25 protein-coding genes are annotated in these 24,718 nt (G+C 45.9%); 19 read left to right on the top strand and 6 right to left on the bottom strand.

The window, feature by feature from the left end:
- Positions 1 to 17 precede the first annotated feature (17 nt).
- Genes hisS through der form a run of 4 tightly spaced genes read left to right on the top strand, consistent with a single transcriptional unit; the run spans position 18 to position 4,538 of the window.
- Positions 18 to 1,298 (top strand): histidine--tRNA ligase, encoded by a 1,281-nt coding sequence (gene hisS / locus ACQY6I_RS01885; protein WP_428239775.1) that lies wholly within the window; start codon positions 18 to 20, stop codon positions 1,296 to 1,298.
- 22 nt (positions 1,299 to 1,320) lie between these two features.
- The gene (locus ACQY6I_RS01890; protein WP_428239776.1) at positions 1,321 to 1,965 is read left to right on the top strand and encodes a YfgM family protein; all 645 of its coding nucleotides are present in this window, start codon (positions 1,321 to 1,323) and stop codon (positions 1,963 to 1,965) included.
- On the top strand, positions 1,965 to 3,113 hold the full coding sequence (gene bamB / locus ACQY6I_RS01895; protein ID WP_428239777.1) for an outer membrane protein assembly factor BamB: 1,149 nt from the start codon (positions 1,965 to 1,967) through the stop codon (positions 3,111 to 3,113). The genes ACQY6I_RS01890 and bamB overlap by 1 nt, the downstream gene beginning before the upstream one ends.
- Positions 3,114 to 4,538 (top strand): ribosome biogenesis GTPase Der, encoded by a 1,425-nt coding sequence (gene der / locus ACQY6I_RS01900; RefSeq protein WP_428239778.1) that lies wholly within the window; start codon positions 3,114 to 3,116, stop codon positions 4,536 to 4,538.
- On the opposite strand, the gene ACQY6I_RS01905 is transcribed toward der, so the two are convergent.
- Complete coding sequence (locus tag ACQY6I_RS01905) at positions 4,539 to 4,667, bottom strand: DUF1127 domain-containing protein (RefSeq protein WP_428239779.1); 129 nt, start codon at positions 4,665 to 4,667, stop codon at positions 4,539 to 4,541.
- Positions 4,668 to 4,853: 186 nt separating this feature from the next.
- Here ACQY6I_RS01905 and ACQY6I_RS01910 point away from each other — a divergent pair, with 186 nt between their 5' ends.
- Positions 4,854 to 5,747, top strand: coding sequence for a LysR substrate-binding domain-containing protein (locus ACQY6I_RS01910; RefSeq protein ID WP_428239780.1), 894 nt, complete (start codon positions 4,854 to 4,856; stop codon positions 5,745 to 5,747).
- A 154-nt stretch (positions 5,748 to 5,901) separates the two neighbouring features.
- On the opposite strand, the gene xseA is transcribed toward ACQY6I_RS01910, so the two are convergent.
- The gene (gene xseA, locus ACQY6I_RS01915) at positions 5,902 to 7,266 is read right to left on the bottom strand and encodes an exodeoxyribonuclease VII large subunit (protein WP_428239978.1); all 1,365 of its coding nucleotides are present in this window, start codon (positions 7,264 to 7,266) and stop codon (positions 5,902 to 5,904) included.
- 302 nt (positions 7,267 to 7,568) lie between these two features.
- Between xseA and guaB the strand changes: the two genes are divergently transcribed.
- Positions 7,569 to 9,038 (top strand): IMP dehydrogenase, encoded by a 1,470-nt coding sequence (gene guaB, locus ACQY6I_RS01920; protein WP_428239781.1) that lies wholly within the window; start codon positions 7,569 to 7,571, stop codon positions 9,036 to 9,038.
- Between the two features lie 74 nt (positions 9,039 to 9,112).
- The gene (gene guaA, locus ACQY6I_RS01925; RefSeq protein WP_428239782.1) at positions 9,113 to 10,690 is read left to right on the top strand and encodes a glutamine-hydrolyzing GMP synthase; all 1,578 of its coding nucleotides are present in this window, start codon (positions 9,113 to 9,115) and stop codon (positions 10,688 to 10,690) included.
- A 250-nt stretch (positions 10,691 to 10,940) separates the two neighbouring features.
- Here the strand turns inward: guaA and ACQY6I_RS01930 are convergent, their stop codons facing one another.
- The gene (locus tag ACQY6I_RS01930) at positions 10,941 to 12,335 is read right to left on the bottom strand and encodes an MFS transporter (protein ID WP_428239783.1); all 1,395 of its coding nucleotides are present in this window, start codon (positions 12,333 to 12,335) and stop codon (positions 10,941 to 10,943) included.
- 136 nt (positions 12,336 to 12,471) lie between these two features.
- On the opposite strand from ACQY6I_RS01930, the gene ACQY6I_RS01935 reads away from it, so the two are divergent.
- From ACQY6I_RS01935 to ACQY6I_RS01945, 3 genes are all read left to right on the top strand, one after another.
- Positions 12,472 to 13,401, top strand: a complete 930-nt coding sequence (locus ACQY6I_RS01935; RefSeq protein ID WP_428239784.1) for a LysR family transcriptional regulator — start codon at positions 12,472 to 12,474, stop codon at positions 13,399 to 13,401.
- A gap of 145 nt (positions 13,402 to 13,546) precedes the next feature.
- Entirely contained in the window at positions 13,547 to 13,696 is a 150-nt protein-coding gene (locus ACQY6I_RS01940) for a helix-turn-helix domain-containing protein (RefSeq protein WP_428239785.1), read from the top strand.
- Positions 13,659 to 14,468: an IS630 family transposase gene (locus ACQY6I_RS01945; protein WP_428239786.1), complete on the top strand. Its 810-nt coding sequence runs from the start codon at positions 13,659 to 13,661 to the stop codon at positions 14,466 to 14,468. The genes ACQY6I_RS01940 and ACQY6I_RS01945 overlap by 38 nt, the downstream gene beginning before the upstream one ends.
- 27 nt (positions 14,469 to 14,495) lie before the next feature.
- Here ACQY6I_RS01945 and ACQY6I_RS01950 read toward each other — a convergent pair whose 3' ends face one another.
- Together ACQY6I_RS01950 and ACQY6I_RS01955 are read right to left on the bottom strand one after the other, a co-directional pair.
- Entirely contained in the window at positions 14,496 to 14,960 is a 465-nt protein-coding gene (locus tag ACQY6I_RS01950) for a DUF1348 family protein (RefSeq protein WP_428239787.1), read from the bottom strand.
- 56 nt (positions 14,961 to 15,016) lie between these two features.
- The gene (locus ACQY6I_RS01955) at positions 15,017 to 15,565 is read right to left on the bottom strand and encodes a carboxymuconolactone decarboxylase family protein (RefSeq protein WP_428239788.1); all 549 of its coding nucleotides are present in this window, start codon (positions 15,563 to 15,565) and stop codon (positions 15,017 to 15,019) included.
- A 131-nt stretch (positions 15,566 to 15,696) separates the two neighbouring features.
- Here ACQY6I_RS01955 and ACQY6I_RS01960 point away from each other — a divergent pair, with 131 nt between their 5' ends.
- From ACQY6I_RS01960 to ACQY6I_RS01995, 8 genes are all read left to right on the top strand, one after another.
- Positions 15,697 to 16,599 carry a LysR family transcriptional regulator gene (locus ACQY6I_RS01960; RefSeq protein WP_428239789.1) on the top strand — a complete coding sequence of 301 codons (903 nt, stop codon included), beginning with the start codon at positions 15,697 to 15,699 and terminating at the stop codon, positions 16,597 to 16,599.
- A 455-nt stretch (positions 16,600 to 17,054) separates the two neighbouring features.
- Complete coding sequence (locus ACQY6I_RS01965; RefSeq protein WP_428239790.1) at positions 17,055 to 17,870, top strand: septal ring lytic transglycosylase RlpA family protein; 816 nt, start codon at positions 17,055 to 17,057, stop codon at positions 17,868 to 17,870.
- A gap of 136 nt (positions 17,871 to 18,006) precedes the next feature.
- Positions 18,007 to 19,170, top strand: a complete 1,164-nt coding sequence (locus ACQY6I_RS01970; RefSeq protein WP_428239791.1) for a D-alanyl-D-alanine carboxypeptidase family protein — start codon at positions 18,007 to 18,009, stop codon at positions 19,168 to 19,170.
- A 10-nt stretch (positions 19,171 to 19,180) separates the two neighbouring features.
- Positions 19,181 to 19,453, top strand: a complete 273-nt coding sequence (locus tag ACQY6I_RS01975; protein WP_428239792.1) for a YbeD family protein — start codon at positions 19,181 to 19,183, stop codon at positions 19,451 to 19,453.
- Positions 19,453 to 20,118, top strand: coding sequence for a lipoyl(octanoyl) transferase LipB (gene lipB / locus ACQY6I_RS01980; protein WP_428239793.1), 666 nt, complete (start codon positions 19,453 to 19,455; stop codon positions 20,116 to 20,118). Before ACQY6I_RS01975 ends, lipB begins: the two co-directional genes overlap by 1 nt.
- On the top strand, positions 20,111 to 21,076 hold the full coding sequence (gene lipA / locus ACQY6I_RS01985) for a lipoyl synthase (RefSeq protein WP_428239794.1): 966 nt from the start codon (positions 20,111 to 20,113) through the stop codon (positions 21,074 to 21,076). Before lipB ends, lipA begins: the two co-directional genes overlap by 8 nt.
- Positions 21,077 to 21,803: 727 nt before the next feature.
- Entirely contained in the window at positions 21,804 to 22,577 is a 774-nt protein-coding gene (locus tag ACQY6I_RS01990; protein ID WP_428239795.1) for a GNAT family N-acetyltransferase, read from the top strand.
- A 25-nt stretch (positions 22,578 to 22,602) separates the two neighbouring features.
- Positions 22,603 to 22,917, top strand: a complete 315-nt coding sequence (locus tag ACQY6I_RS01995) for a YqcC family protein (protein ID WP_428239796.1) — start codon at positions 22,603 to 22,605, stop codon at positions 22,915 to 22,917.
- Between the two features lie 45 nt (positions 22,918 to 22,962).
- Here the strand turns inward: ACQY6I_RS01995 and ACQY6I_RS02000 are convergent, their stop codons facing one another.
- Positions 22,963 to 23,544, bottom strand: coding sequence for a Fe-Mn family superoxide dismutase (locus ACQY6I_RS02000; protein ID WP_428239797.1), 582 nt, complete (start codon positions 23,542 to 23,544; stop codon positions 22,963 to 22,965).
- 275 nt (positions 23,545 to 23,819) lie between these two features.
- On the opposite strand from ACQY6I_RS02000, the gene ACQY6I_RS02005 reads away from it, so the two are divergent.
- Positions 23,820 to 24,671 (top strand): hypothetical protein, encoded by an 852-nt coding sequence (locus ACQY6I_RS02005; RefSeq protein WP_428239798.1) that lies wholly within the window; start codon positions 23,820 to 23,822, stop codon positions 24,669 to 24,671.
- The last annotated feature ends 47 nt before the right edge of the window (positions 24,672 to 24,718 follow it).

Here is a 24,718-nt window from a genome sequence, read left to right on the forward strand (position 1 = left end):
TTTCTAAGGAAAAAAACGTGTCTCAAATTCAATCCATTCGTGGAATGTATGACTTATTACCGGGAGATTCATCTCGATGGCAGTATCTTGAGTCCAAGATTAGACAAGTCACCGATGCATATGGCTACAGTGAACTTCGCCTGCCAATTGTTGAACAGACTTCATTATTTAAACGCAGTATTGGAGAAGTCACCGATATTGTCGAAAAAGAAATGTATACCTTTCTTGATCGTAATGATGAAAGCCTGACGTTGCGCCCTGAGGGTACAGCAGGTTGTGTGAGAGCGGCTTTACAGCATGGATTGCTGCATAACCAAACTCAGCGGCTTTGGTATTTCGGGCCGATGTTTCGGTATGAAAAACCGCAAAAAGGACGGAACCGTCAGTTTTATCAGCTTGGTATTGAAACTTTTGGTATGACTGGTCCGGACATAGACGCTGAGGTGATTTTATTGTCCGCAAGACTCTGGAAGCAGCTTGGCTTTTTTGATCATGTTACTCTGGAGTTAAACACTTTGGGGAGTAGCGAAGGTCGAGCTAAGTATCGTAAAGCGCTGGTTGATTACCTGGAATCCTATAAAGATCGTCTCGATGAAGACAGTCAGCGCCGTTTGTATTCCAACCCATTGAGGATACTGGATTCCAAAAACAAGAAAACGCAGGAGCTTTTAGATGAAGCTCCGAAGTTTGATGAGTTTTTGGATGATGAAAGTCGGGTTCATTTTGAGCAGTTGAAACAGCGGCTTGATAATGCGGGTATTCGTTATGTGTTAAATCCGAGACTGGTTCGTGGTCTGGATTATTATGGTAAAACTGTTTTTGAATGGACAACTGACAAGCTTGGAGCTCAGGGTACTATTTGTGCCGGAGGTCGATACGACGGGCTGGTGGAGCAATTGGGTGGAAAACCGACTCCCGCGGTTGGATTTGCTATGGGACTTGACCGCATTGTGTTGTTGTTGGAGACGCTGGAGTTGTTTCCGTCGGATGTGGGTCACAATGTAGATGTATATTTTATGGCTGTGGGTGAGCAGGAGGAGTTGTTTGCCCAGCGTCTTAGCGAGCAGCTCAGAGATGAATTTCCTGGATTGAAAATGCAAATGAATTGCGGTGGTGGCAGCTTTAAGAGTCAGATGAAAAAGGCGGATAAGAGCGGCGCTTATGTTGCATTGATCATTGGAGCCGACGAACTTGCCCGCCAGCAGGTTGCGATCAAAGATTTACGCACAACAGGTGAACAGATACAGGTTGGGTTCTCTGAACTGGCGGTTCAACTGAAACAAAAATTACCTCAATAATACTAGTTGAAGGAGTGAATGAGTGTACGATACCGATGAAGAACAAATAGAAGCGTTAAAAAAATGGTGGCATCAGTATGGGAATACCCTGATTGTTGCGATTATCGTGTTTATCGCTGGATATTTTGGTATCAATTATTACCAGCATGGTGTTCAGAGCACGAAAGAGCAAGCGTCTGATGTTTATCAGAAACTGGTTGATATGAATATTGAAAATCAGACCTTGTCGGCTGAACAGAAAGGCGACGCTGAAAAATTGATCGAGCAGTTGAAAAGCGACTATGACAAGTCCACTTATGCCGTATTTGCAGCAATGTATGGTGCTAAGTTTGATGTTGAAGCGCAGGATCTTGATGCAGCGCTGACTGAGTTGCAATGGGCGTTGGAGCATAACAAGGATGATGCTTTAGGTAAAACGCTGAGGTTACGGATTGCCCGCATTCAACTGACCCAGGGAAAAACGGATGAAGCTCTAAAAACCATAGCTGTTGATGCTGGTGCTCAGGTTGCCAATTTTGAGGAGCTTCGAGGCGATATATATCTGGCAATGGGAAAAGTAGATGATGCCCGAACAGCTTTTCAACTGGCATATAATGATGCTAAGGAAAAGCAATTGAATCGCCCTGTGCTGGAAATGAAATTAAATGACCTGGCGGTAACTGAATAATGAGTTTGTTCCGGATATTTTCTGCATTAATCCTGGCCATAGTTATTACTTCCTGCTCCGGCAACAGTATTAAGCCAACCCCTCTGGATGACTCGTTTCAGCCAAAGGTTGATATACATAATGTTTGGTTTCGCTATTTGTCTGATAAGGAAACCAAGAGCGCATATCAGCAGTTGGAGCCTGTCGTAATTGATGGGTTGGTATATGGCGTTGCTTCAACTGGTGCATTCCAAGTGGTTGACCTCAAGACAGGTAGGCTAAAGCTGGCGGGAGATGTGGGCGAAGAAGTATCCGGTGGACTCGGAACTGATGGCAATTGGTTGTTTTTCGGAACCTCCAATGGTGATTTGGTTGCTGTAGACAGGTTGTTTAGTGAGCAATGGAGAGTGCATTTGTCTTCAAGATTGCTTACACAGCCAGTGGTAGCAGAAAATCGGGTCTTTGCGTCCGTACAGGATGGAAAGCTGGTTGCACTTGATCGTAGCACAGGCTCTCAGTTATGGCAGTTTGACAGTGCTTCTCCACGTTTAACTGTGATTGGTAATGGTCGGCCGGAGGTTCATGGTGACCAGCTGATTGTTGGCTTTGATAGTGGAAAGTTGGTGGGATTTAATCCCAGAACTGGTGAGCAACTGTGGGAGTATGTTGTCGCTGAAGCCAATGGGCGTAGTGATTTGGATCGTATCAGTGATGTAGATGGTCGCCTGTTGTTTGTTGACAATGCAGTCGTTGCTTCTGCGGCAAATGGCTCGACTGTCGTTGTGGATCTCGCTTCCGGGCGTAAACTTGAATCGTTTACCGAGGCCAGTGACCGAGGTGTTGTTGCTGCCAATGGATTGCTGTATCTGGTGTTGAAAGATGATGTGATTGTGGCAGTAAATCCAAAAACTCATGAAGAGGTCTGGCGCCAGGAAGCCTTTAAGTATCGCACTCTGGGTAATCCCGTTGAGTGGAACGGTTATCTGGCAGTTGTTGATGCGAAAGGGTATCTACATCTGCTTGATTTTAATGATGGCAGCCTCATTGGTCGTTATCAGGTAGACTTTCTTGGTGTCCGGTCTACACCCGTCGTGGATGGTGAATACCTCTTGGTGCAGGGTAGCAGTGATCGATTGAAAGCATTTCTAACTCAGGATATCCAACACTAAATGACCCCTGTAATTGCCCTGGTGGGCCGTCCTAACGTAGGGAAATCCACGTTATTTAACCGCCTGACCAAAACCAAAGATGCGCTGGTCGCTGACTTTTCCGGATTGACTCGGGATCGTAAGTACGGTGATGGCAAGGTAGGTCATCGCCCGTATATTGTGGTTGATACTGGTGGCATCAGCGGGTTCGAAGAAGGACTTGATGCTGAGATGGCCGGCCAGTCTTATGCTGCGATTGATGAAGCGGATGCTGTTCTCTTCCTGGTCGATGCCGCAGAAGGTGTAACGGCTGCAGATCATATGATTGCACAGACCCTGCGTGCTAAAAACAAACCGGCTTGGCTCGTAGTCAATAAAACCGATGGTCGGGATGAAAGTGTCGCTGTAGCGGATTTTTTTGAACTCGGGATGTCAGTAGAGCCCTATCCCATCGCGGCTTCGCATAATCGTGGTGTGCGGAGTCTGATTGAAGAAGTTCTGGACTCGTTCCCTGAGCCTGATTTTGAAGTGGATGCCGAAGAAAATGATCTCGGTATTCGTATTGCGGTTGTTGGGCGACCGAATGTGGGTAAGTCCACCTTGGTTAATCGTATGTTGGGCGAAGATAGAGTCGTGGTATATGACCACCCTGGCACCACGATGGACTCTATTTACATTCCATATGAACGGAACGACCAGAAATATACCTTGATTGATACGGCCGGTGTTCGCCGCCGTAAAAATGTCGAAGCCGCTGTAGAGAAATTCTCAATTATCAAAACGCTTCAGGCGATTCAGGATGCCAATGTCGTGATCCTTGTGCTTGATGCCCGTGACAGTGTTGTTGAGCAGGATCTGCACATGTTGAGCTTTGTGCTGAACGCAGGTCGGTCTTTGGTGATTGCAATTAATAAATGGGATGGTATGCACCCCGATAGCCGCGATAAGGTTAAGCATGATCTGGAGTGGCGAATGGAATTTCTGTTCGATTGGGCTGATTTTCATTTTATTTCTGCAATGCACGGAACTAATGTGGGGCATCTGTACGAATCTGTTCAGGTTGCTTATGACTCAGCATATGCGAAGTGGCAAACCAATCGCCTGACCACAATTCTTGAAGGTGCTATTGAGCAACATCAGCCTCCAATGATTAATGGTCGTCGTATTAAGTTGCGCTATGCTCACCAGGGTGGCTCTAATCCTCCGATTATTGTGGTACATGGTAATCAGGTTGATAAGTTACCGGGCAGCTACAAGCGTTATCTTGAGAATACATTTAAAAAAGTTCTGGATGTTCGTGGTACGCCGATACGTTTTGAGTTCAAATCCGGTGAAAACCCATATGTTCAGCCGAAGTTTAAAAATAACCGCAATACCACGCGCAAAGACAAACAAGGCGCGCGCGGTCGTCGTATTGAACGTAATACTGGTCGAAACAAAGGCTGACTAATCTTTCCAAAACGGTTTCTGGATTTCCCGATACAGATCCGTTTTGGTAATCCCCATATCCTTCAGTAGAAAATCAGGTATTTCCATAAGTTGCTTGCGTTGTCGGTAGTTTTTGTTCCAGCGCACGACTCTTTTTCCGATTTTTTTTAGTTTTTCTAATAGGCTAAACTTTTCATTAAGCGGTGAGGAGTGTCTTGTTGCGCATTTATATGTGTTTTCCATTTTTTATTCCTATGTCTATTTGTGGTTAAAATAGAAAAACAATTACCGTATGAACAATGCTATTTTCTTAAAGATCTATTAGGAAAACTTATGAGTGATCGGTGGCCACATTTTTTGAAAGGCTTTTGGGTGCTGGATGTTGTCGTGCGAATGAAGAGTTTCTCTGCGGCAGCCGAATATTTGAATGTCAGCCAGTCCGCCGTCAGCCAGCAGATTCGAGTGCTGGAGAATGAATATGGTTCATTGTTTGATCGTCATCCCAGGCAGCTGAAACCAACGGAATTATGTCTTGAATTGGCCAGTCATTTACGCAAGGGTTTTAGTCATATTGAAGAAGGGGCCATGGTTATTCATCAGAAAAGTAATCAGGTTACTCTGTCAGTATTGCCGTCTATAGGCAGCGCATGGTTAATTCCCAGATTGCATAAGTTTCAGGAGTTACATCCAGAGATCGAGGTTCGTCTCTCCATGAGCGAAGCGCTGGTAGATTTCTCCGACACAGGTCTGGATGCCGGTATACGTCTAGGGTCGGGGGACTATCCTGATTTGATCGCCAAACCTTTATGCGATGAAGAGGTGTTTCTGGTATGCAGTCCTGCCAGGGTGAAAGACTTCTCTCAGCCTCCGGTATTTTCTGATTTGCGGCGACAATTACTGATCTATGATAACGCTCGTAATAAACAGAATTGGCCAGCATGGGTCAAGGCAACCGGACAGGATGATATACCTGTGCAGCAAAAACTGATGATCAGTGACTCTGGTCAGGTCATTCGTATGGCTTTGGCCGGGCGGGGTGTGGCATTGGTGCGTAGAGTGCTGGTAGCCGATGAGCTGAGATCTGGAGAATTGGTTAAGTTGTTCGGAGTCAGTCTTAAACTGAAGAGCCAGTATTATTTTGTTTTGCCTAAACGGTCACGGGGTCAACCTTCGGTAACTGTGTTTTATAAGTGGCTCAAGTCCGAATTCGAACCTTACCGTAGCTAGGGGGAGCCCCTGAAGAATGGCCTGTTTTGCGAAGAGGGTTGTTAGTCCCTTATTCGAAGGCAGCACTCTCTCAAATCCTCATTTACGCCAGTAAACTGCCATTCTCCAAGAGGTGCCAAAACTACACCTATTTTTCAGAGTCTTCTTAACAGATTCAGGAATCCAGTTTTTTTTCTACTTTTGACAGTAGTCGCCCCTGATGGAGCCGGGTTTCGATGACATCGCCGACTTCGATTTGAGAGTGTGAGGTAATGGCATTCTGTTGCTGGGACAACGTTATGCTGTAGCCTCGCTCCAGAGTGGCTAGTGGGCTGACAGCATTGAGCTCTCTTGCGTTGGCTCTGAGTGCTTCAGACCGTTTCTGTATTATCGTGTGTATCGCTTGCTGCATAGAGCCATGTGTACGATTCAGTTCTTTCTTTAACTGACTTAGAGTTTGGTCAGGGGTATGACTCATGAGGCGCTGATGTTGTAAAACCAGCATCTGATTTGATTGATAAAGTGATTGTCGGATCGCTCTGACCAGTTTTTCCTGCAGGTTATCCAGGCGTCGGCTTTGTTCTGTCAGTAGCTGACCAGGATGACGCAGCCGTTTGCGAAGATGTTCAATAATCATGGACTTTTGCTGCAGAATTTTGCCCATTGTTCGCCACAGCATTGACTCATACTGATCCAATGTTTGTATGTATTCCTGCTGATCCGGACTCAGTAGTTCTGCAGCAGCAGAAGGGGTAGGTGCTCTGACATCCGCTACAAAGTCTGCGATGGTGAAGTCTATTTCATGACCGACTGCGCTAACAACCGGTATCTGGCTTGCTGCGATTGCTCTGGCGACACTTTCTTCATTGAAAGGCCATAGATCTTCCAAAGAACCGCCACCACGACCGACAATCAGGACGTCAGTAACAGGATGCTTATTAGCCACAGCGATAGCCTGACAGATCTGTGGTGCTGCGTTTTCACCTTGTACGGCCACTGGGTATACCAGTATTTCGGTCGCAGGGAAGCGACGTTTAAGTACGGTGAGAATGTCCTGTATGGCTGCTCCGGTAGAAGAGGTAATGACACCTATCCGGGTGATTCTGGATGGGAGTGGCTGTTTTCTACCGGGGTCAAACAATCCTTCCAGTTCCAGTTTTTCCTTCAGTGCTAAGAACGCCTGTTGCAGTGCACCTTCACCCGCGGGTCGGACGGATGAGGCGATCATCTGATAGTCTCCTCTGGGTTCGTACAAGCTCAGTCGGCCGGAAACGATGACAGAGTCTCCATGTTTTGGAATATATCGACCTACAGAAGATTTAAACCAGGCTACTCTAATCTGTGCTTTGCTATCCTTTAATGTGAAGTAAATATGCCCTGATGTTGGTCTGGCCAGATTTGATATTTCGCCTTCAACGGCAATACTTCCGTAATGGGTTTCCAGTAAAAAACGGATTTGATGGTTAAGTTGCGTCACACTGAGCGCTTGTGTGGGAGTTGGCGCAAAGGTTTCTAAATGAGGGGGTTGCTGGCCGGTCATCGTCAACACTGCTTCCTTAACCTGATGGGAGTGCCGTTATATGGCAAAAGGACGGATACTGCTGCTGGTTTGGTTAATTTAGGGTACATGCGGGAAGGCTTTGAAAAACCGGCAGAGTGCCCCAAAGCGACCATCAAAAATACATGACCCAGACTAAGGCAGCTTAGATAAACGCGCGATTAAACCATAAAACTTTTATTGAGTCCAAATGCAGTTATAATGCCGCGCCAAATTTCCAGCCAGTAGTTTCAAGCTGACTTCCTGTCAGTAGTAGAGCTACATTGAGATGAGGTAGAACATAAATGCTTAGAATTAAAGACGATGCACTGACCTTTGATGACGTTCTCCTGGTTCCAGGTTATTCAGAAGTTCTGCCAAAAGATGTTTCCTTGAAAACTCATGTCAGTCGGAATATCGAGCTAAATATCCCGTTGGTTTCAGCAGCGATGGATACCGTGACTGAAGCCCGGCTTGCAATTGCCATGGCACAGGAAGGCGGCCTTGGTATCATTCATAAAAACATGACCATTGATGAGCAGGCAGCGCAAGTTCGCGCAGTGAAAAAGTTTGAAGCCGGAATTGTTCGAGACCCAATTACCATTTCTGCAGATGCTACCGTTCGCGAATTGCTAACGTTAACCCACGAAAACAACATTTCCGGTGTACCGGTCATGCGTGGTGATGATTTGGTCGGTATTGTGACCAGTCGTGATGTCCGTTTTGAGAAAGACATGTCTTTGCAGGTAGACCGTATCATGACTCCGAAAGAAAAACTGGTCACAGTGCAGGAAGGAGTGAGTGCGGAAGAGATTAAAGATTTGCTACATCGCCATCGTATTGAAAAAGTGTTGATGGTGAACGATGAGTTCAAATTGACTGGCTTAGTGACAGTTAAAGATATCAGTAAGTCCCAGGCATGGCCTAATGCCTCAAAAGATGCCGATGCCAGTTTACGGGTAGGTGCTGCCGTTGGAACCGGGGCAGATACTGGAGAGCGGGTTGCGGCGCTGGTCAAGGCGGGTGTGGATCTTATTATTGTGGACACTGCACACGGTCACTCTAAAGGCGTGATTGATCGGGTACGTTGGGTCAAACAGAACTTTCCTGAAGTAGATGTGGTCGGAGGCAACATTGCTACGGCGGCGGCTGCGCTGGCATTGATTGAGGCTGGAGCAGATGGTGTGAAGGTTGGTATCGGTCCTGGTTCCATCTGTACTACCCGAATTGTCGCTGGTATCGGTGTTCCGCAAATTACCGCAGTGGCTGACGTTGCAGAAGCCTTGAAGGGTACCGGCGCTCCGGTGATTGCCGATGGTGGTATTCGATATTCTGGTGACATTGCCAAAGCAATAGCGGCTGGTGCATCTGTCATTATGGCTGGGAGTATGTTTGCGGGTACGGATGAATCTCCGGGAGAAGTCGAACTGTTTCAGGGACGTGCCTATAAATCTTACCGTGGTATGGGATCATTAGGGGCAATGGCTCAGTCGCAGGGGTCCTCAGACCGTTATTTTCAGACCGTTGAAAGTGGTGTGGAAAAACTGGTGCCTGAAGGTATTGAGGGACGTATAGCCGTTAAAGGGCCTTTGGCTGCGGTGTTGCATCAACAGATGGGTGGGTTAAGAGCCTCTATGGGGTACACCGGATGTCGCACGATTGAGGAAATGCGCACCAAGCCTGAGTTTGTCCGGATTACCGGCTCGGGTATCAAGGAGTCTCATGTGCATGATGTGCAAATAACCAAAGAGGCGCCGAACTACCGCCTGGGTTAAGCTGTTCGAATTTTGACGGGCTGCGGCCCGTTCTTTCTTTTCGCTCGTATATTTTTTGTTGGAGTATCCACAACATGGCTCATTTGGACATTCATTCCCAAAAAATCCTGATTCTGGATTTTGGTTCTCAATACACGCAACTTATTGCCCGTCGGATACGGGAGATCGGTGTCTATTGTGAGCTGCATGCTTTTGACATGTCAGAGGAAGATATTAAAGCCTTCCAGCCCAATGCCATTATTTTATCTGGTGGGCCTGAGTCTGTGACCGATGGAGATACCCCTCGGGTGCCCCAGGTCGTGTTTGAAATGGGAGTGCCGGTATTGGGGGTTTGTTATGGCATGCAGGCGATGGCTGCGCAGATGGGAGGACAGGTATCCACGTCTGATCATCGCGAATTTGGTTATGCCGAAGTAAAAGTGGAAGGCGATTCAATTTTATTGGGCGGATTGTCTGATCGTAATGACAGTGGGGCAGACTTGCTGGATGTCTGGATGAGTCATGGTGATAAAGTAATGGCCATGCCCGAAGGGTTTCGTTTGATGGCCTCCACACCCAGTTGCCCAATAGCCGGGATGGCGGATGAAAAACGTCGTTTTTATGGCGTACAGTTTCACCCCGAAGTTACTCACACTTTGAAGGGTAAAGAAATTCTGGATCGCTTTGTTCGTACAATTGCTGGCTGTGATGGATTGTGGACTTCCGACAACATTATTGATGATCTGGTGGATAAGGTTCGCACGCAAGTGGGAAGTGCCAAAGTGTTGTTGGCTTTGTCCGGTGGTGTTGACTCTTCAGTTGTTGCTGCTTTGTTGCACAAAGCGATTGGAGATCAGCTGACCTGTGTATTCGTTGATAATGGTCTTCTGCGTAAAAATGAAGGCGATATGGTGATGTCCATGTTTGCGGAAAACATGGGAGTGAAAGTCATACGCGCCAATTCAGCAGAATTGTTTTTAACGCGTTTGCATGGTGTATCGGATCCGGAGCAGAAGCGGAAAGTCATTGGTAATACATTTATAGAAGTATTTGACACTGAGGCCAGCAAACTCAAAGACGTGCACTTTCTCGCGCAGGGCACTATTTATCCGGATGTGATTGAGTCTGCGGCGTCCAAAACCGGTAAGGCACACGTGATCAAATCCCACCATAATGTGGGAGGCCTCCCGGAAGACATGCAATTTAAGCTGGTTGAGCCGTTGCGTGAACTGTTTAAAGATGAAGTGCGTAAGCTGGGCCTGGCGCTCGGGTTGCCTTATGACATGGTATATCGTCATCCATTTCCTGGGCCGGGATTGGGCGTGCGGATTCTTGGTGAAGTGAAAAAAGAATACGCAGATATTCTGCGGGAGGCTGACGCAATTTTCATTGAAGAGCTGCACCGAGCGGACTGGTATCACAAGACCAGTCAATCATTTGCGGTATTCCTGCCAGTCAAATCCGTAGGGGTGGTTGGTGATGGCCGTCGCTATGAATGGGTTATTTCTCTTAGAGCTGTGGAGACCGTGGACTTTATGACGGCTCGTTGGGCTCATCTGCCTTATGAGCTGATCGAACGGGTATCGAACCGTATCATCAATGAGATCGAACATGTTTCCAGGGTGGTATACGATGTTTCCAGCAAACCGCCGGCCACGATTGAGTGGGAGTAGGGCAAGATATAAGCAGGTAGTCTGGTCTTTATAAAGAAATGAGATGCCAGTTAGTAATACTGACTGGCATTTTTTATGGCAATATTTGCTTCATTAATCTTATTTACTGTGAGTATAGACGACTAAGTGTAAATGACGATCTGCATCAATGGCCAGAGAGGTGGGTTCAAACCTGACTACCCTACATACCACCTGTTACAGAGATGACATGTGAAAATCCAGAGTAGAGCATAAAGCATGACATTACTTTTTATGTTCTAATTCGGCAAACACTAAATAAAATAGCTAAAAATACTGCGCCAGAAGCAAACCACAACCCTAGGTGTACAGTGTTTCCAGAAGATGAGGCAAGAGAACCTGGCTGGGATAGAATGATACCAATAGCCGCAGTGCCAAGGCATTGACCGAATGTTCTCATCATCGCCAGTACTCCCGACGCATAACTACTATGCTTTTCCTTCACGTTTGCCATCATTTCACGATTATTAGGACTTTGAAATAAGCCAAAACCAACGCCACAAATTAAATTTATCCAAGCAATATCTAGAACTGATGGCGTTTGTGGGAGAATGCTTAATAATACTAATCCAATACCAAAAATGACCAGTCCGAATGTTGAAATTATTGCCGGATTTTTCTTATCGGCTAGTCTGCCGGCATGCGGTGCCGCAAAAATAATACCTACCGGCCACGGAAGAAAAAGCAATGCAGATGTCAGTGGACTATAGTTATAAACACTCTCATATAAAAATGGTAGTGCAATAAAAGTAATGCCCTGAGCGATAAACGAAATGAAAGATGTAATCGCTGATAAAGAAAAACGTTGATTCGAAAATATTTCTAACGGTAATAAAGGTGTTATGGTATTGCGCTGACGATAAACGAATGCCGCTCCGCTGATTAGAGCAGCTACTGCATAAAGCAATGCCTGCTGTTTGTTATAACTGATAGCATGTTTAGAAAACGTGTTAGCACACAGAATCGTACTTCCCAACATGATCACAGAGAACAATGCCCCTATTTTATCTAGCGGACGAGTATCAAGTCGATCAGGTTTAGGAAGGTATCGTTGTGAAAAAGTCACCGCGACAACACCTAATGGGATGTTAATCATAAACAGCCACGACCAGTTTAGCTTAACTAACAAAACGCCACTGATTAACGGTGATACGGCGGTACATGTTGCAATTAATAGTGCGTTAACCCCTAAAATTCGTCCAAGTAATCGGGTAGGGAAAATCGTTCTAAGGAGTGCAGGAGCGATACTAAGTGTTGCTGCGCTACCAATCCCCTGCATGAAACGCATGACAACCAATTCTGATAATGAAGATGATAGAGCACATCCGACAGAAGACAGAGTAAAAAGGATCAATCCCCCCATAAACTGTCTACGAAAACCGATACGAGTCGCCAGTGCAGAAAAAATAGCTAGAGACATTGCAACAGCTAGTAAATAACCATTAGCAACCCAAACTGCGTCTGAAGCACTAACACCTAATGATGCCGACATTTGGGGTAATGCTATATTTATCATTGAAGCATCAAAGACATTCATCGTCGTCGTAACCATGACTGCCAACATCGTAAATAATCGTTCTTTACCTGGTAACCCATCATCGCCAGCTCGACTCATAAATAGTTCCATATATTTTCACCTCTTTTCTTTGAACGATTAAAGTTTAAGCTGCTAGCATATAAGGCGGAAGGTGCATTAATTTCATTATATAGTTGCATCAAACGCCATATCGTTGAGGCGCAATAAAAAAATGCAGGGGAAAGTGATGACAATTCCTGATATGAATTTGCTTGCTGCACTGGATGTTTTACTGGTTGAGAAAAGTGTTGCGGGGGCCGCGAGTCAGCTATCGCTAAGCACCTCTGCGATGAGCCGGACATTAGCGAGATTACGTTTAATCACTGGTGATCAACTGTTGGTTCGTGCGGGACGAAATATGGTATTAACCCCTTATGCCGAGTCTATAAAAGAGCGTACAAGGCATACTGTGTTTGAAGCACGAAATATTCTTCAGCCTAATATTCAACCTTTAGACTTATCTACACTTGAACGGACTTTTACCATTCGTGCCAACGACGGGTTTATTGAAACATTTGCATCAAAGCTCATTACTCACCTGTCAAAACATGCGCCGAAAGTACGGTTACGATTTCTGCCTAAACAGCAAAAAAGTCCTGAGGCACTTAGAGAAGGGAAAGTCGATTTAGATATTGGTGTACTCGAAAACATGGGGCCTGAAATTCGTATCAAAGCTTTGTTTCATGATCACTTTGTTAGTGTGGTCAGAAAAGGACATCCACTTGATCAATGCAAAGCGGTAACCATTCAACAGTACTGTCAATTTAGTCATATTATCGCGTCCCGAAGAGGTGATTTTGCAGGACCAGTCGATGAAAAACTCAAAGCTCAGGGTGTAACGCGACATATTGCGGCGACTGTTCCCAGTTTTCCTGCAGCCCTTGAGGTTGCCAGAAATTCAGATTTAATCGCCCTAGTACCAGCCTCTTTTTTGCTTAATGAACCACTTAATTCTGACAACGCTAGTTTGTGGGTGTTTGATCTGCCCGTGCAGACTCATGGTATTACGATTTCTATGATGTGGCATCCTCGTTTACAGCTTGATTCCGCCCATATCTGGCTTAGAGAACAAGTAGAAACGGTATGTCACGAATCCATGGAAAAGCGTTGCTTTTAAATAAAGTGAATTAAGAGCAAATGATGTCAATGAGGTAGCGTTGAGAACAACCAGGCCTTTTATTGGCGGATCGGAAATAAAGAATACCGAGGCGTAGTGTGCGATAATCCCGCCTCAAATATACAACAGAAGAACAAGCTTTCCTGTGCAGATTGGTGGGCTGGCCGGAGAATCGCCAACGCAGGTAGGTCGCAGTTATGGCCTGGGAAAAAAGACCATCTACAAGTGGATCAAAATAGTTCGGGAAAAAGGCTTGGATGCACTCGCTCCGAGACCGAGCGCTATCGGATTTTGAAGCAGAAGAAGCAAAACGCTGGATACTCCAGGGGGATCCCAGGCAATACGGTTTTGACTTCGGTTTGTGGACACGACAAATTGTTGCGGATCTGATCAAGGATCGCATGGGAATAGAAATCGATGTCACCGCAGTGGGTGACATGCTGCATCGTTTGGGCCTTACTCCGTACCGTCCAATGCGTCGGGCATACGAACGCAACGACGAAGGGATTGAAATATGGAAGCGAGAAACCTATCCAGCCATTAGCAAGAAGGCGAAAAAACAAGGAGCAGAAATTTTCTGGCTGGACGAAGCAACCATTCGCTCTGACGACTCGCTTCTGCGTACCTGGGGAGAAAAAGGCAAAACCCCGATTGTCGAGACGTCCTGTAAGCGCCAAGGTATCAACGCCATATCCGCACTATCGAATACAGGTGGATTCTGGTATCAGATTTTTACCGGCAAATTCAATGCAGAGGGACTCACTGAAGCATTGAAGGATTTGCTGAGTAATCGAAAGAAGCCGATATTTGTCATCATGGATGGGCATCCGGTTTATAAGAGCAAAGCGGTGCGCGATTTTCTCAAGGAACAGAGGAAAAGAATTCAGGTATTCCTGCTACCGCCATATGCGCCTGATTTGAATCCAGATGAGTTGGTATGGAACAATGTGCGAAGTACTGGCACAGCAAGAACACCACTAAAGAATGGTGAATCATTGTATGAACGGACATTTATAGATTTTGAGCTGATTGCTCAAAATAAAAAATTGGTCAAGTTGTATTGGTAGCTACCAGAAAAAGCTCACTTCTCTTATTTAAAGATCCAATTCCTTTAGCCCCGGATGGTCGTCAGGACGCCGACCCAAAGGCCAGAGAAACTTTCGCTCTTTTGGATTGATCGGGTGCTCATTGATGCTCGCAATCCTCTGGCGCATCAGACCATCATCATCGAACTCCCAGTTTTCATTTCCGTAGGCGCGAAACCATTGTCCGGAATCATCATGAAATTCATAGGCAAAGCGAACCGCTATTCGGTTGTCGGTGAAAGCCCATAGCCCTTTGATAAGTCGGTACTCGAGTTCTCGGGTCCATTTGCGTTTCAGCAATTGCGCTATTTCGTTTCGCCCGACCACGAACTCTGCCCGGTTACGCCATGAACAGTTTTCGGTATATGCCAGAATGACTTTTCCAGGGTCGCGGCTATTCCATGCGTCTTCCGCGAGGCGAATCTTTTTTATCGCTGTTTTCTCATCAAACGGTGGTAAAACATGATTGGTCATGATGGTTCCTCATTTCAAAAATAAAGGGCAGCGATACCGCCGCCCGAACTATTTGTCTAAGCGACCAGTGTATTGATGGTCGGAAAGTCGATTTCGGTTCCCAGAACTTCATTCATGTAGTTGGTGAGAGTGTTCACTGCAACATGGCCCACGATTTCTACAATTTCGGCATTGCTATAGCCCGCAGCGCGGACAGCCTGTAAATCGTTGTCAGAAACTTTGCCGCGATGACGTGTAATTTGGGTTGCGAACTCGACGGCCACCGCTGCTTTGTCATCGTGAGAGGTGCCGCTACGATTGGCTTCAATTTCCTCTTCGCTTAGTCCAGCCAGATTAATGCCCAAATAGCGATGGGCGGCGAGACAGTAGTTGCAGCCATTGATCTCCGCAACGGCAAGGGCTATGCGCTCCCGGGTCTGAGCATTTAAAGAACCGTTACTGAGAGCGTTGTTCAGACTCAGATAACCTTCAAGTGTTTTCGGGCTATTGGCGATAATGCGAAACATATTGGGTACGCTGCCGAGAAGTGTGTTGACCGTTTCCAAAGACTTTTTGGCGGCTTCGGGTGCAGTTTCTATTGATGCTGGAGTTGGTATGCGTGTCATGGTTGGCTCCTAAGTGTTTTGGATTGGAGTGCATAGGATACTGTTGTTTTAAATATAAATAATTGGACTAAAATTAAATTATCTATTACATATATTGAAATAATGAGAGCAATAGGATTGAACCGTATTCAATGGATAAACTTGAAGCGATGCGTGTGTTTGTTGAGGTTGCGGAGTGTCAAAGCTTCGTGGTTGCCAGTCGTAAGCTGGACTTGTCTGCCCCAGCCGTGACTCGTTCCATTGCTCAGCTTGAGCGTGTTCTCGGGGTGCGCCTGTTTAATAGGACCACGCGTCATGTTCGTCTTACGGACTCCGGACTCCTGTTTTTTGAAGATGCGAGGCGTATTTTGGAAGAGGTGGAGCAGGCGGTGGCTACGGCATCAGGCGGCTATGCAGAACCTAAAGGTCTCTTATCGGTAACTGCACCGGTGTTATTCGGGCAGAAGCATGTTATGCCGGTTGTGAGAGAGTATTTGCAAAATAATCCAGCTGTAACGGTAAATGCGCTTTTTTATGATCGTGTCAGTAATTTACTGGATGAGGGGCTGGATATCGGTATCCGGCTTGGCCATCTTAAAGACTCAAATATTTATGCAACTCAGGTTGGTAGTGTTCAACGGGTTGTATGTGCTTCACCGTATTATTTGAAACAGCATGGCACTCCCCGGCATCCCTATGATTTGAAAGATCATGATATTATTCAAGCCTCTTCGGTAGAGACCTCGATGACTTGGCGGTTTGAGTCAAAGGGGGAGAAGTTGGCAGTGAAAGTTTCCCCGCGACTACATTGCAGTCAAAATGGAGCTGCAATATCGGCTGCCGGGCTAGGAATGGGAATTACTCGCCTGATGTCTTATCAGGTCGGTGAGGAATTAAAAAACGGGTTGTTGGTGCGCATACTATGCGATTACGAGAGTAAACCGCTTCCGGTTAATATCATTCATCTTGAAGGGCGGCAGGCTAACGCAAAGATAAGGGCGTTTATTGACCTTGCAGTTGCTCGTTTAAGGGCAAATCCTTATATAAACCATTGATTCTGATCTGATATTGTTTGTCGAACTGACTGTTAGTGTGATTTTGATGATGCATCATATGGTCGCCTATTTAGCGAAAAAGTTACTACTACGGTGATACGTATTTTTAACTTTTTCCGCCTTCAGGTGTTTTCAGAAAGAGTAGAAGGCATACCAATGTAATGCCGCTTTTTGGACCGTTATTTAATGATGTATGTTGTGTGCTGAACACCTTACCTCTGAATGATAGGTACGTTCGGGCCGAGGCGGGTCAGCCGCCAGTAGACTCCCGTTTCCGGGTTAATACGCAAGCCATTTCATTGGTAAAATTCAGTTTTGAAGGGTTTATTTTTGTATCTTACTAGCGAGACTGAAAGACAGATAGCTATGTTTTTGCTTCAAACTTTTAGTAAATCTATTGATCTGATCTGCCGCTCTTGTCAGTATTCCGCCTTTATTTGTTTACGGAGCAGTACATGAAGAGTTTCCTGTCTAGCGGGAAAGCTTTTTCGGTATGGATTCTGGTGTTAATTCTCCAGTCATGTTCATCTCAATATGTTTCTATGGGAGGGAGTGAAGTCCTATCCGACTCTGATCGTTATCAGCAGGAACGTTATCCGATTAAACAGGACCGTGGACCTGATCAGAAAATTGATGGGCATAAGATTGAAGACGTAGTACCTGTCTATGAGCCGCGGAGTGCAGCAGGAAACAAAAGCCCTTATACCGTCAGAGGGAAAAAATACTATGTACTGAATAATCCTGAGGGCTATTCAGAGGCGGGTATTGCCAGTTGGTATGGTGTTAAATTCCATGGTCACAAAACCTCCAATGGCGAAATATTTGATATGTATAAGGTTAGTGCTGCCCATAAAACCTTGCCAATTCCAAGTTATGTCAAAGTAACCAATCTTGATAATGGAAAGTCGGTTATTGCACGGGTCAATGATCGTGGTCCATTCCATGATGGTCGCCTAATCGATTTGTCATATGCTGGTGCCGTAAAGCTTGGCTATGAAAAACAGGGGACTGCCCGGGTAAAAGTTGAGGCCATTACGCCTGGGTATACCGAAACACATGAGTTTTTCATTCAGGTTGGTGCATTTTCATCAATGGCCAACGCGCAGAAACTGAAGCAGGAAGTCGAGCTCTATACTAATAATCGGGTATTTATCGAGAAGACCTCTTTTTATCGTGTCAAAGTGGGACCCATGACTGAGCGGAAGGCGAAAAAGCTACAGAAAAAGTTGGCTCGCAAAAATATTGGTCCACCAATTATTGTCCGATTGTAAAAAAATCCACAAGTGCTTCATCTATTGATGTATAGGTGTTGGGTGAGGCATTGAGAAACTAGAGCTGCAATAATATGTTGGCTTGTTAGAATCACCTGTTTGTATAAACGTTGTATATCACCGGGAAATGGAGATTATGTTCAAATCGATCCTCAATCGAGTTCGTCAAACAGTCGTTATCGGACTGGTTAGTATTTCTGCCAGCCATGTATTTGCTGCAATTATTCCGGCACCGCCTCAATTGGCAGCATCATCCTATATTCTTATGGATGCGAATAGCGGCAAAATAATCGTTGCCAATAACGAGCATGAGCAGCTGCCCCCAGCAAGTTTGACCAAATTGTTAACATCCTACATTGTTGAGGAAGAGATTCAGGACGGTCGATTGGCCCTTACAGACGTCGCTCATATCAGCAAGAAAGCATGGGGCTGGGGCGGTTCAAAAATGTTCGTCAAAGTTGACGATGATGTATCTATTGAAGACCTGCTGCGCGGACTGATCATTCAGTCAGGCAACGATGCTGCCATTTCTCTGGCTGAGCATATTGCTGGATCTGAAGAGGTTTTTGCGGATGTCATGAATCAGACAGCTGAAAAACTTGGAATGAAAGACTCTCACTTTATGAACGCTTCCGGCTGGCCGGCCAAAGAGCATTTATCTTCAGCATACGATATGGCTATTCTGGCCAAAGCCATCATTGACGATCATCCTGAGTTTTATCCCATTTATGCTGAAAAGGATTTTACCTATGCTGGCATCAAACAAAGTAACCGTAACACCCTCTTATGGCGAGATCCTTCTGTAGACGGATTGAAAACCGGTCATACTGAATCTGCTGGTTATTGTCTGGTGTCTTCTGCCAAGCAGGATGATATGAGATTGATTGCAGTGGTCATGGGGACGAAGAGTGATGATGCCCGCGAACAGGAAAGTATGAAATTGCTTACTTACGGTTTCCGTTACTATGAAACTCATGAGCTGTATAAAGCCGATACCGCACTGAATACGTCTCGTATATGGGCTGGGTCTCAGGATACCATTGACCTTGGACTTGACGCCGATGCGGTGGTTACCATTCCTCGGGACTCCCAGTCCAAACTTGATGCATCGTTACAGATTAACCCTGTTATAGAAGCGCCAGTGCAAAAAGGTGATGTACTGGGTAGCCTGGTGGTTAAAATGGATGATGAGGTGGTCTATGAAAAGCCCTTGGTCGCGTTACAGGATGTTGAGCAAGCGGGCTTTTTTAGCCGAATTTTTGATTATATAGCGTTGTTTTTCCATAACCTGTTTAACTGATATGTGACTCATGAGTGAACCTGAAGCTCCAAAAATAGAATTTCCCTGTGCCAACTACGTCGTTAAAGTGGTTGGCAGTGATACTGGCTCATTTCGGGAAGATGTGCTGGCAGTGATGTTGAAGTATGACCCCAAGCTGGATCAGTCGAGAATTCAGTATCGACCCAGCAGTAAGGGCACATATCTTTCGATTTCCTATTGGATTACTGCAGAGAGCGAAGCTCAACTGAAAACGCTGAACGAAGAGTTGCGGAGCGATTCCAGGGTCAAGACGGTGTTGTGATGAGCGAGAACCGGGTTATTGTTCGTGATCTTGGTATGGTTGAGTACCTGCCAACCTGGAAAGCCATGCAGGATTTCACTTCCATGCGTGATGAAACGACTGAAGATGAAATCTGGTTGCTGGAGCACTATCCGGTGTTCACTCAAGGGCAGGCCGGAAAGGCTGAGCATTTGTTGAATCCGGGCGACATTCCTGTGGTCCAGGCTGATCGCGGTGGCCAGGTAACCTATCATGGCCCGGGCCAGCTGGTGGCTTATGTGCTGATGGATATTCGCCGGTCCCGCATTGGAGTGCGCAACCTAGTGAGCGGTATAGAGCAGTCAGTGATTGATACCCTCGCTTTATATGGAATTTCATCAGCAGCAAAACCTGATGCCCCTGGCGTATACGTCGAAGGTGCGAAGATTGCGTCCTTGGGGTTGAGGGTTAAGAAAGGGTGCTCTTTCCATGGGCTTGGATTTAATCTGGATATGGATCTGGAACCATTTCAACGTATTAATCCTTGTGGATATACAGGTATGAATATGACTCAGTTGCGGGATTTTATTGAGCAGGTGGATATAAGCCAGATTAAGAGCCAATGGGTTAGGGCATTTGCCAATTGTCTGGGGTTGACTGAACGATTGATATTTACCGATATGGTAGAGGAATTAGTAAATGACTGAAAATATAAAGCCTGCAAAAAAAGAAGTGGGCGTTAAGTTGCGCGGTGCGGAAAAAGTATCCCGTATTCCGGTAAAAATCATTCCGACTGAAGACCTTCCCCGTAAACCAGAATGGATCAAAGTTCGCTTGGGTAACAATTCCGAAGTGACCCGGATTAAAGACCAATTGCGCCACCATAAACTGCATTCTGTCTGCGAAGAGGCATCCTGTCCGAATCTGGGAGAATGCTTCAGCAAGGGTACTGCCACCTTTATGATCATGGGTGATATCTGTACCCGGAGATGCCCATTTTGCGATGTTGCTCATGGTCGACCAAAACCTTTGGCAGAAAATGAGCCACTTGAGCTGGCCCAGGCAATTGCAGACATGAAGCTAAAGTATGTGGTAATTACGTCGGTTGATCGGGATGATCTCAGAGATGGCGGCGCCATGCATTTCAATCACTGTATTGAAGAAACCCGTAAATTGAGCCCGGATATCGTTATTGAGACTCTGGTTCCTGATTATCGTGGTCGTCTCGAAGTGGCTGTTGATATTATGGCCCAGGAAGCACCGGATGTTTTAAACCATAACCTTGAAACCGTACCAAGGCTGTATAAACAGGTTCGACCTGGAGCTGATTACCAGCATTCTCTGGACTTGTTAAAAGCTTTCAAAGCCAAACGCCCTGATGTTAAGACTAAGTCCGGACTCATGGTTGGTATTGGTGAAGAGCTTGACGAAGTGAAAGCGGTGATGCGTGATTTACGTGATCACGATGTTGATATGGTGACGATTGGCCAGTATCTGCAACCTTCCCGCTACCATTTGAAAGTTGAGCGGTTTATAACCCCGGCTGAATTCAAAGAACTTGAAGACTATGGCTATGAGCTCGGTTTTATGAACGTCGCCAGTGGACCTTTGGTTCGTTCTTCTTACCATGCCGATAAGCAGGCCGCAGGCGAAAAAATTGTATAAAGTGGACTGAACAACGGTCTTCTGCACTGGGGGAATTGTATGGCCACTAGAATTCCCGCAGTCCAAAGATGATAGATGCCCGGTTAAACGGTATGGGTCTGTACAGACCAGCAGGAGTTCTATTCTGCGGTATAAGGTCAGGGACTAACCTACAGGCTTTTGGGGATATAAAGTAACAGAAACTTGAACTTGTCCCGCTTATGGCCTCAAACCTGCTTTTAAGTGATGATTTTAAGCGCCGGTTCTGTTCACGGAAATGCTGTACCACCGCTTTGAGTTTTGGCTTTACAGCAGGCCGCTTTTCCTTCGGGTCATTGCAATACTTAACCTCCTAGAGCATTGCTTTTCTGCGCAGTCCTTTGCAGTAAACCAGTACATCCATCGTATATGTATGTGGGAGTTCATCCGCATCCAGCCAAGCGATGGACACTGGCTCACCTCGAATGAGGCAAGGTGGCTTGCAAACTCAAGCGGGGTCAGAAAATCCCGCTCCAAGTTTGATTCAAATATGGCTTTGCCGCTGGCCTTACTGCGAAAAGCGATGCCAGTGACATTACGGTAGTTTTTGGGATCTTGTGCACAGGTATGAAAATCTGCTCAGTACAGAATATCGTTGTAATTCACAAAAGTCGTTTGGGTCGGATTTTGGCTTGAAGTTAATTCAGGTCAAGTGCTTCCATCGAGTGGTCTGGCATCCTAGGCTCTGTTCCATTTGAGACGACTGCCAATGTCTGCTGCGGTTTTTGTTTCCACCCAGACCATGTCAGAGCTGTCCATGTTGAATCGATATCTGGATAGTCTGACCACACCGATAGATTCCAATCTGGAAGATGTAATTCTCAGTAGCGCGCTGTATCGCATTGTGATTGATGATCAGGTAGCTGGTTTGTTTGCAATAAACGATTCCACCCGATTAACCCTGTTTTGGCTGGAACGGGGGTTTCTTTCGTATGCTGGCGATGTATTTCAGCAGGTCTGTGTTCAACACCGAATAGAAAACATTCTAGTTTCCACCAGCGAAACTTTGTTGTTGTCGTTTGCGATGGATTATCAAAAACATGTTACTACCAAAGGTCATTGCTTTTCATTTTTGGGTGGAACGCTGGGTCATGATGTTGCCGATAGTCTGACTCTGGAAGAAGCGGCGGAGACAGATTTACCCTTGATCAGGCAATATAGCGGTCATTTTTTCAATCAACTGGAAAGCAATGTGGCGAATCACGAGATTTATCTTGCCCGCCGGACTGGGGAGTTGATTGGTTTCGGTATTATTGAGCATAGCCGCATATCCCGCTACTTTGCGAGTGTGGGCATGTTTGTGTTGGAGCAGCATCGCGGTTCAGGTTATGGTGCAAAGATCGTCACTGAGCTCATCAGGCGTAATAACATTAATCAATTGCAGACTGTGGCATGTTGTCGGGCGGATAACGCTGCATCTATCCACGCTCTTACCAGTGCAGGACTCGCAAGCGTTTCAAGGTTGATTCAGATAGACTTGTAATTTTTAACTCAATCTATAGAAATTTATGTCTTTGACGAACTTACTGGCCGAGCTTGAGAACGAGCTGAAACATTTGGACTACTGGCGAGCATTTCCGCCTGACCCTCAGGCGTTTATGAGTGAACAACCATTTTGTGTTGATACAATGGAATTGCATCAATGGCTGCAATTTGTCTTTATTGCCAGGCTAAATGCCTTGCTGGAGGGCAATCTGCCATTACCATCTGCCAGTGGTGTTTATCCGATGGCAGAGCAGGTATTTGGAGAAAATGATCGGCATGAGCGTTTGCTAAAGATTATTGATGCCATTGATGGTGTGCTGGGGAGAGCCTCTCAGTAGTTAACGGACATCTGTGAGATGTCCGTTTTTACCCAGCATACAAGCTTAAGCGAAGTTGCTGCCTGCAAATTCCCAGTTAACCAATTTCCAGAATGCGTCCATATAACTTGGGCGCGCATTGCGGTAATCGATGTAATAGGCATGTTCCCAAACATCTACCGTCAGTAATGCAGTGACGCTGTCATCTGTCAGCGGGCAACCGGCGTTGCTGGTGTTCATGATATCCACAGAACCATCGGCTGTTTTCACCAGCCAGGTCCAGCCAGAACCGAAGTTATTGACCGCACTGTTGGTGAACGCTTCTTTGAACGCACCGAAAGAACCCCACTTCGCAGTAATAGCATCCGCCAGTGCACCCGTTGGCTCGCCGCCACCGTTAGGGCTCAGGCAATTCCAGTCACAGGTATGGTTCCAAACCTGGGCGGCATTGTTGAATACACCACCAGAGGACGCTTTTACGATCTCTTCCAGGCTTTTGCCGGCCATATCAGTGCCTTCGATCAGGCCGTTCAGCTTAACCACGTAAGTGTTGTGGTGTTTGCCATAATGGAATTCCAGAGTTTCTTCAGAAATATGAGGTGCCAGCGCATTTTTTGCGTAAGGCAAAGCAGGTAGTTCGATTGTCATAGTATTTTTTCCTGTGTTAGTCGGAGTGAAAAAATAGACTCAGGTCCTTAAGTAAGGATACCTTTCATGGTTTTCAATGTTTTACATATTTATCGCCAGGCTATGGTTATGAGGCGGTAATGGAGTATGGTTGCTAATTGGCCTGGTTTGCGGATTTGTACAAGGTGAACCTTTTTTTATTTTCGGGGTGTCCTGAGCTTAGGCAATTTTGCATTGGCGGGTTTCACTTTATAATGGCATCCCATAGTCAATCTAATAGTATTTGGAGATCGTGAATGAATCGTCCCAGCGGGCCAAAACAAAATATGGATGAATTACCAAGTCTGGTGCCCGATCGTGACGAAATTGTCAGCCGTCAGCGTTCGCTGAAGTCATCCAAGAGTAAACCAGGTCAGGCAACCAAGTCGGTCGATAAAAAGACCGGTACAGGTTTTTTGTGGTTTTGGGTCATATTTTTGATTGCGGTGAATGTTGGTTTGGGATGGTGGTGCTTTCAGTTTTATAGCCAACTTGAGCAGGCTCGGAGCGATAGAGCGATTCTGGCCGCCCGGGTAGAGGCGATGGAACAACAGATGTCTGCAACAGATGAAAACCTGGTCCTGAATGAAACCAGTCTGCAGAACCGTTTTTCCAATATTATGTCGGAGATTCGAAAACTGTGGGATGTATCAAATAAGCGAAACAAGGCCTGGATCCAGACCAACCAGGAAGATATCAAGAATATCATTGATGGTAATAAGCAGGCAGATAAGTCGTTGACGGCGATATTGGAACAACTGGCTCCTCTCAAAGAACAATTGAGTGCGCAACAGACGACAGTGGAGTCATTGAGTCAGGAGGCAAAAACGGGCTTGGAGACGCTGAAGAAAAATCTGAATGACCTGCAGCGGCAGTATGAAGCTGCCAATGCCCGAATAGACGAGTTGGCCTTGGGTCAGCAACTGTTGTCTGATCAGTCTCAGTTAGAGCCAAGAATTTCGAGCCTTGAACAAAAAGAACAAAGTATGAGTCTGGATTTGGAGTCAATCAGTACCAGTCGTACACAAGTCAGTGCAAGATTGGTAAGCCTTCAGAATCAAATAAAAGCACTGGAGCAGCAAATTCTGGAGCTTAAAACCACGCCTTAGAGGCTGTTTTTTCAAGACAAGAAAAAGCCCTTACAATGTAAGGGCAA

Source organism: Gynuella sp. (assembly GCF_050297175.1).
Lineage (GTDB): Bacteria > Pseudomonadota > Gammaproteobacteria > Pseudomonadales > Natronospirillaceae > Gynuella.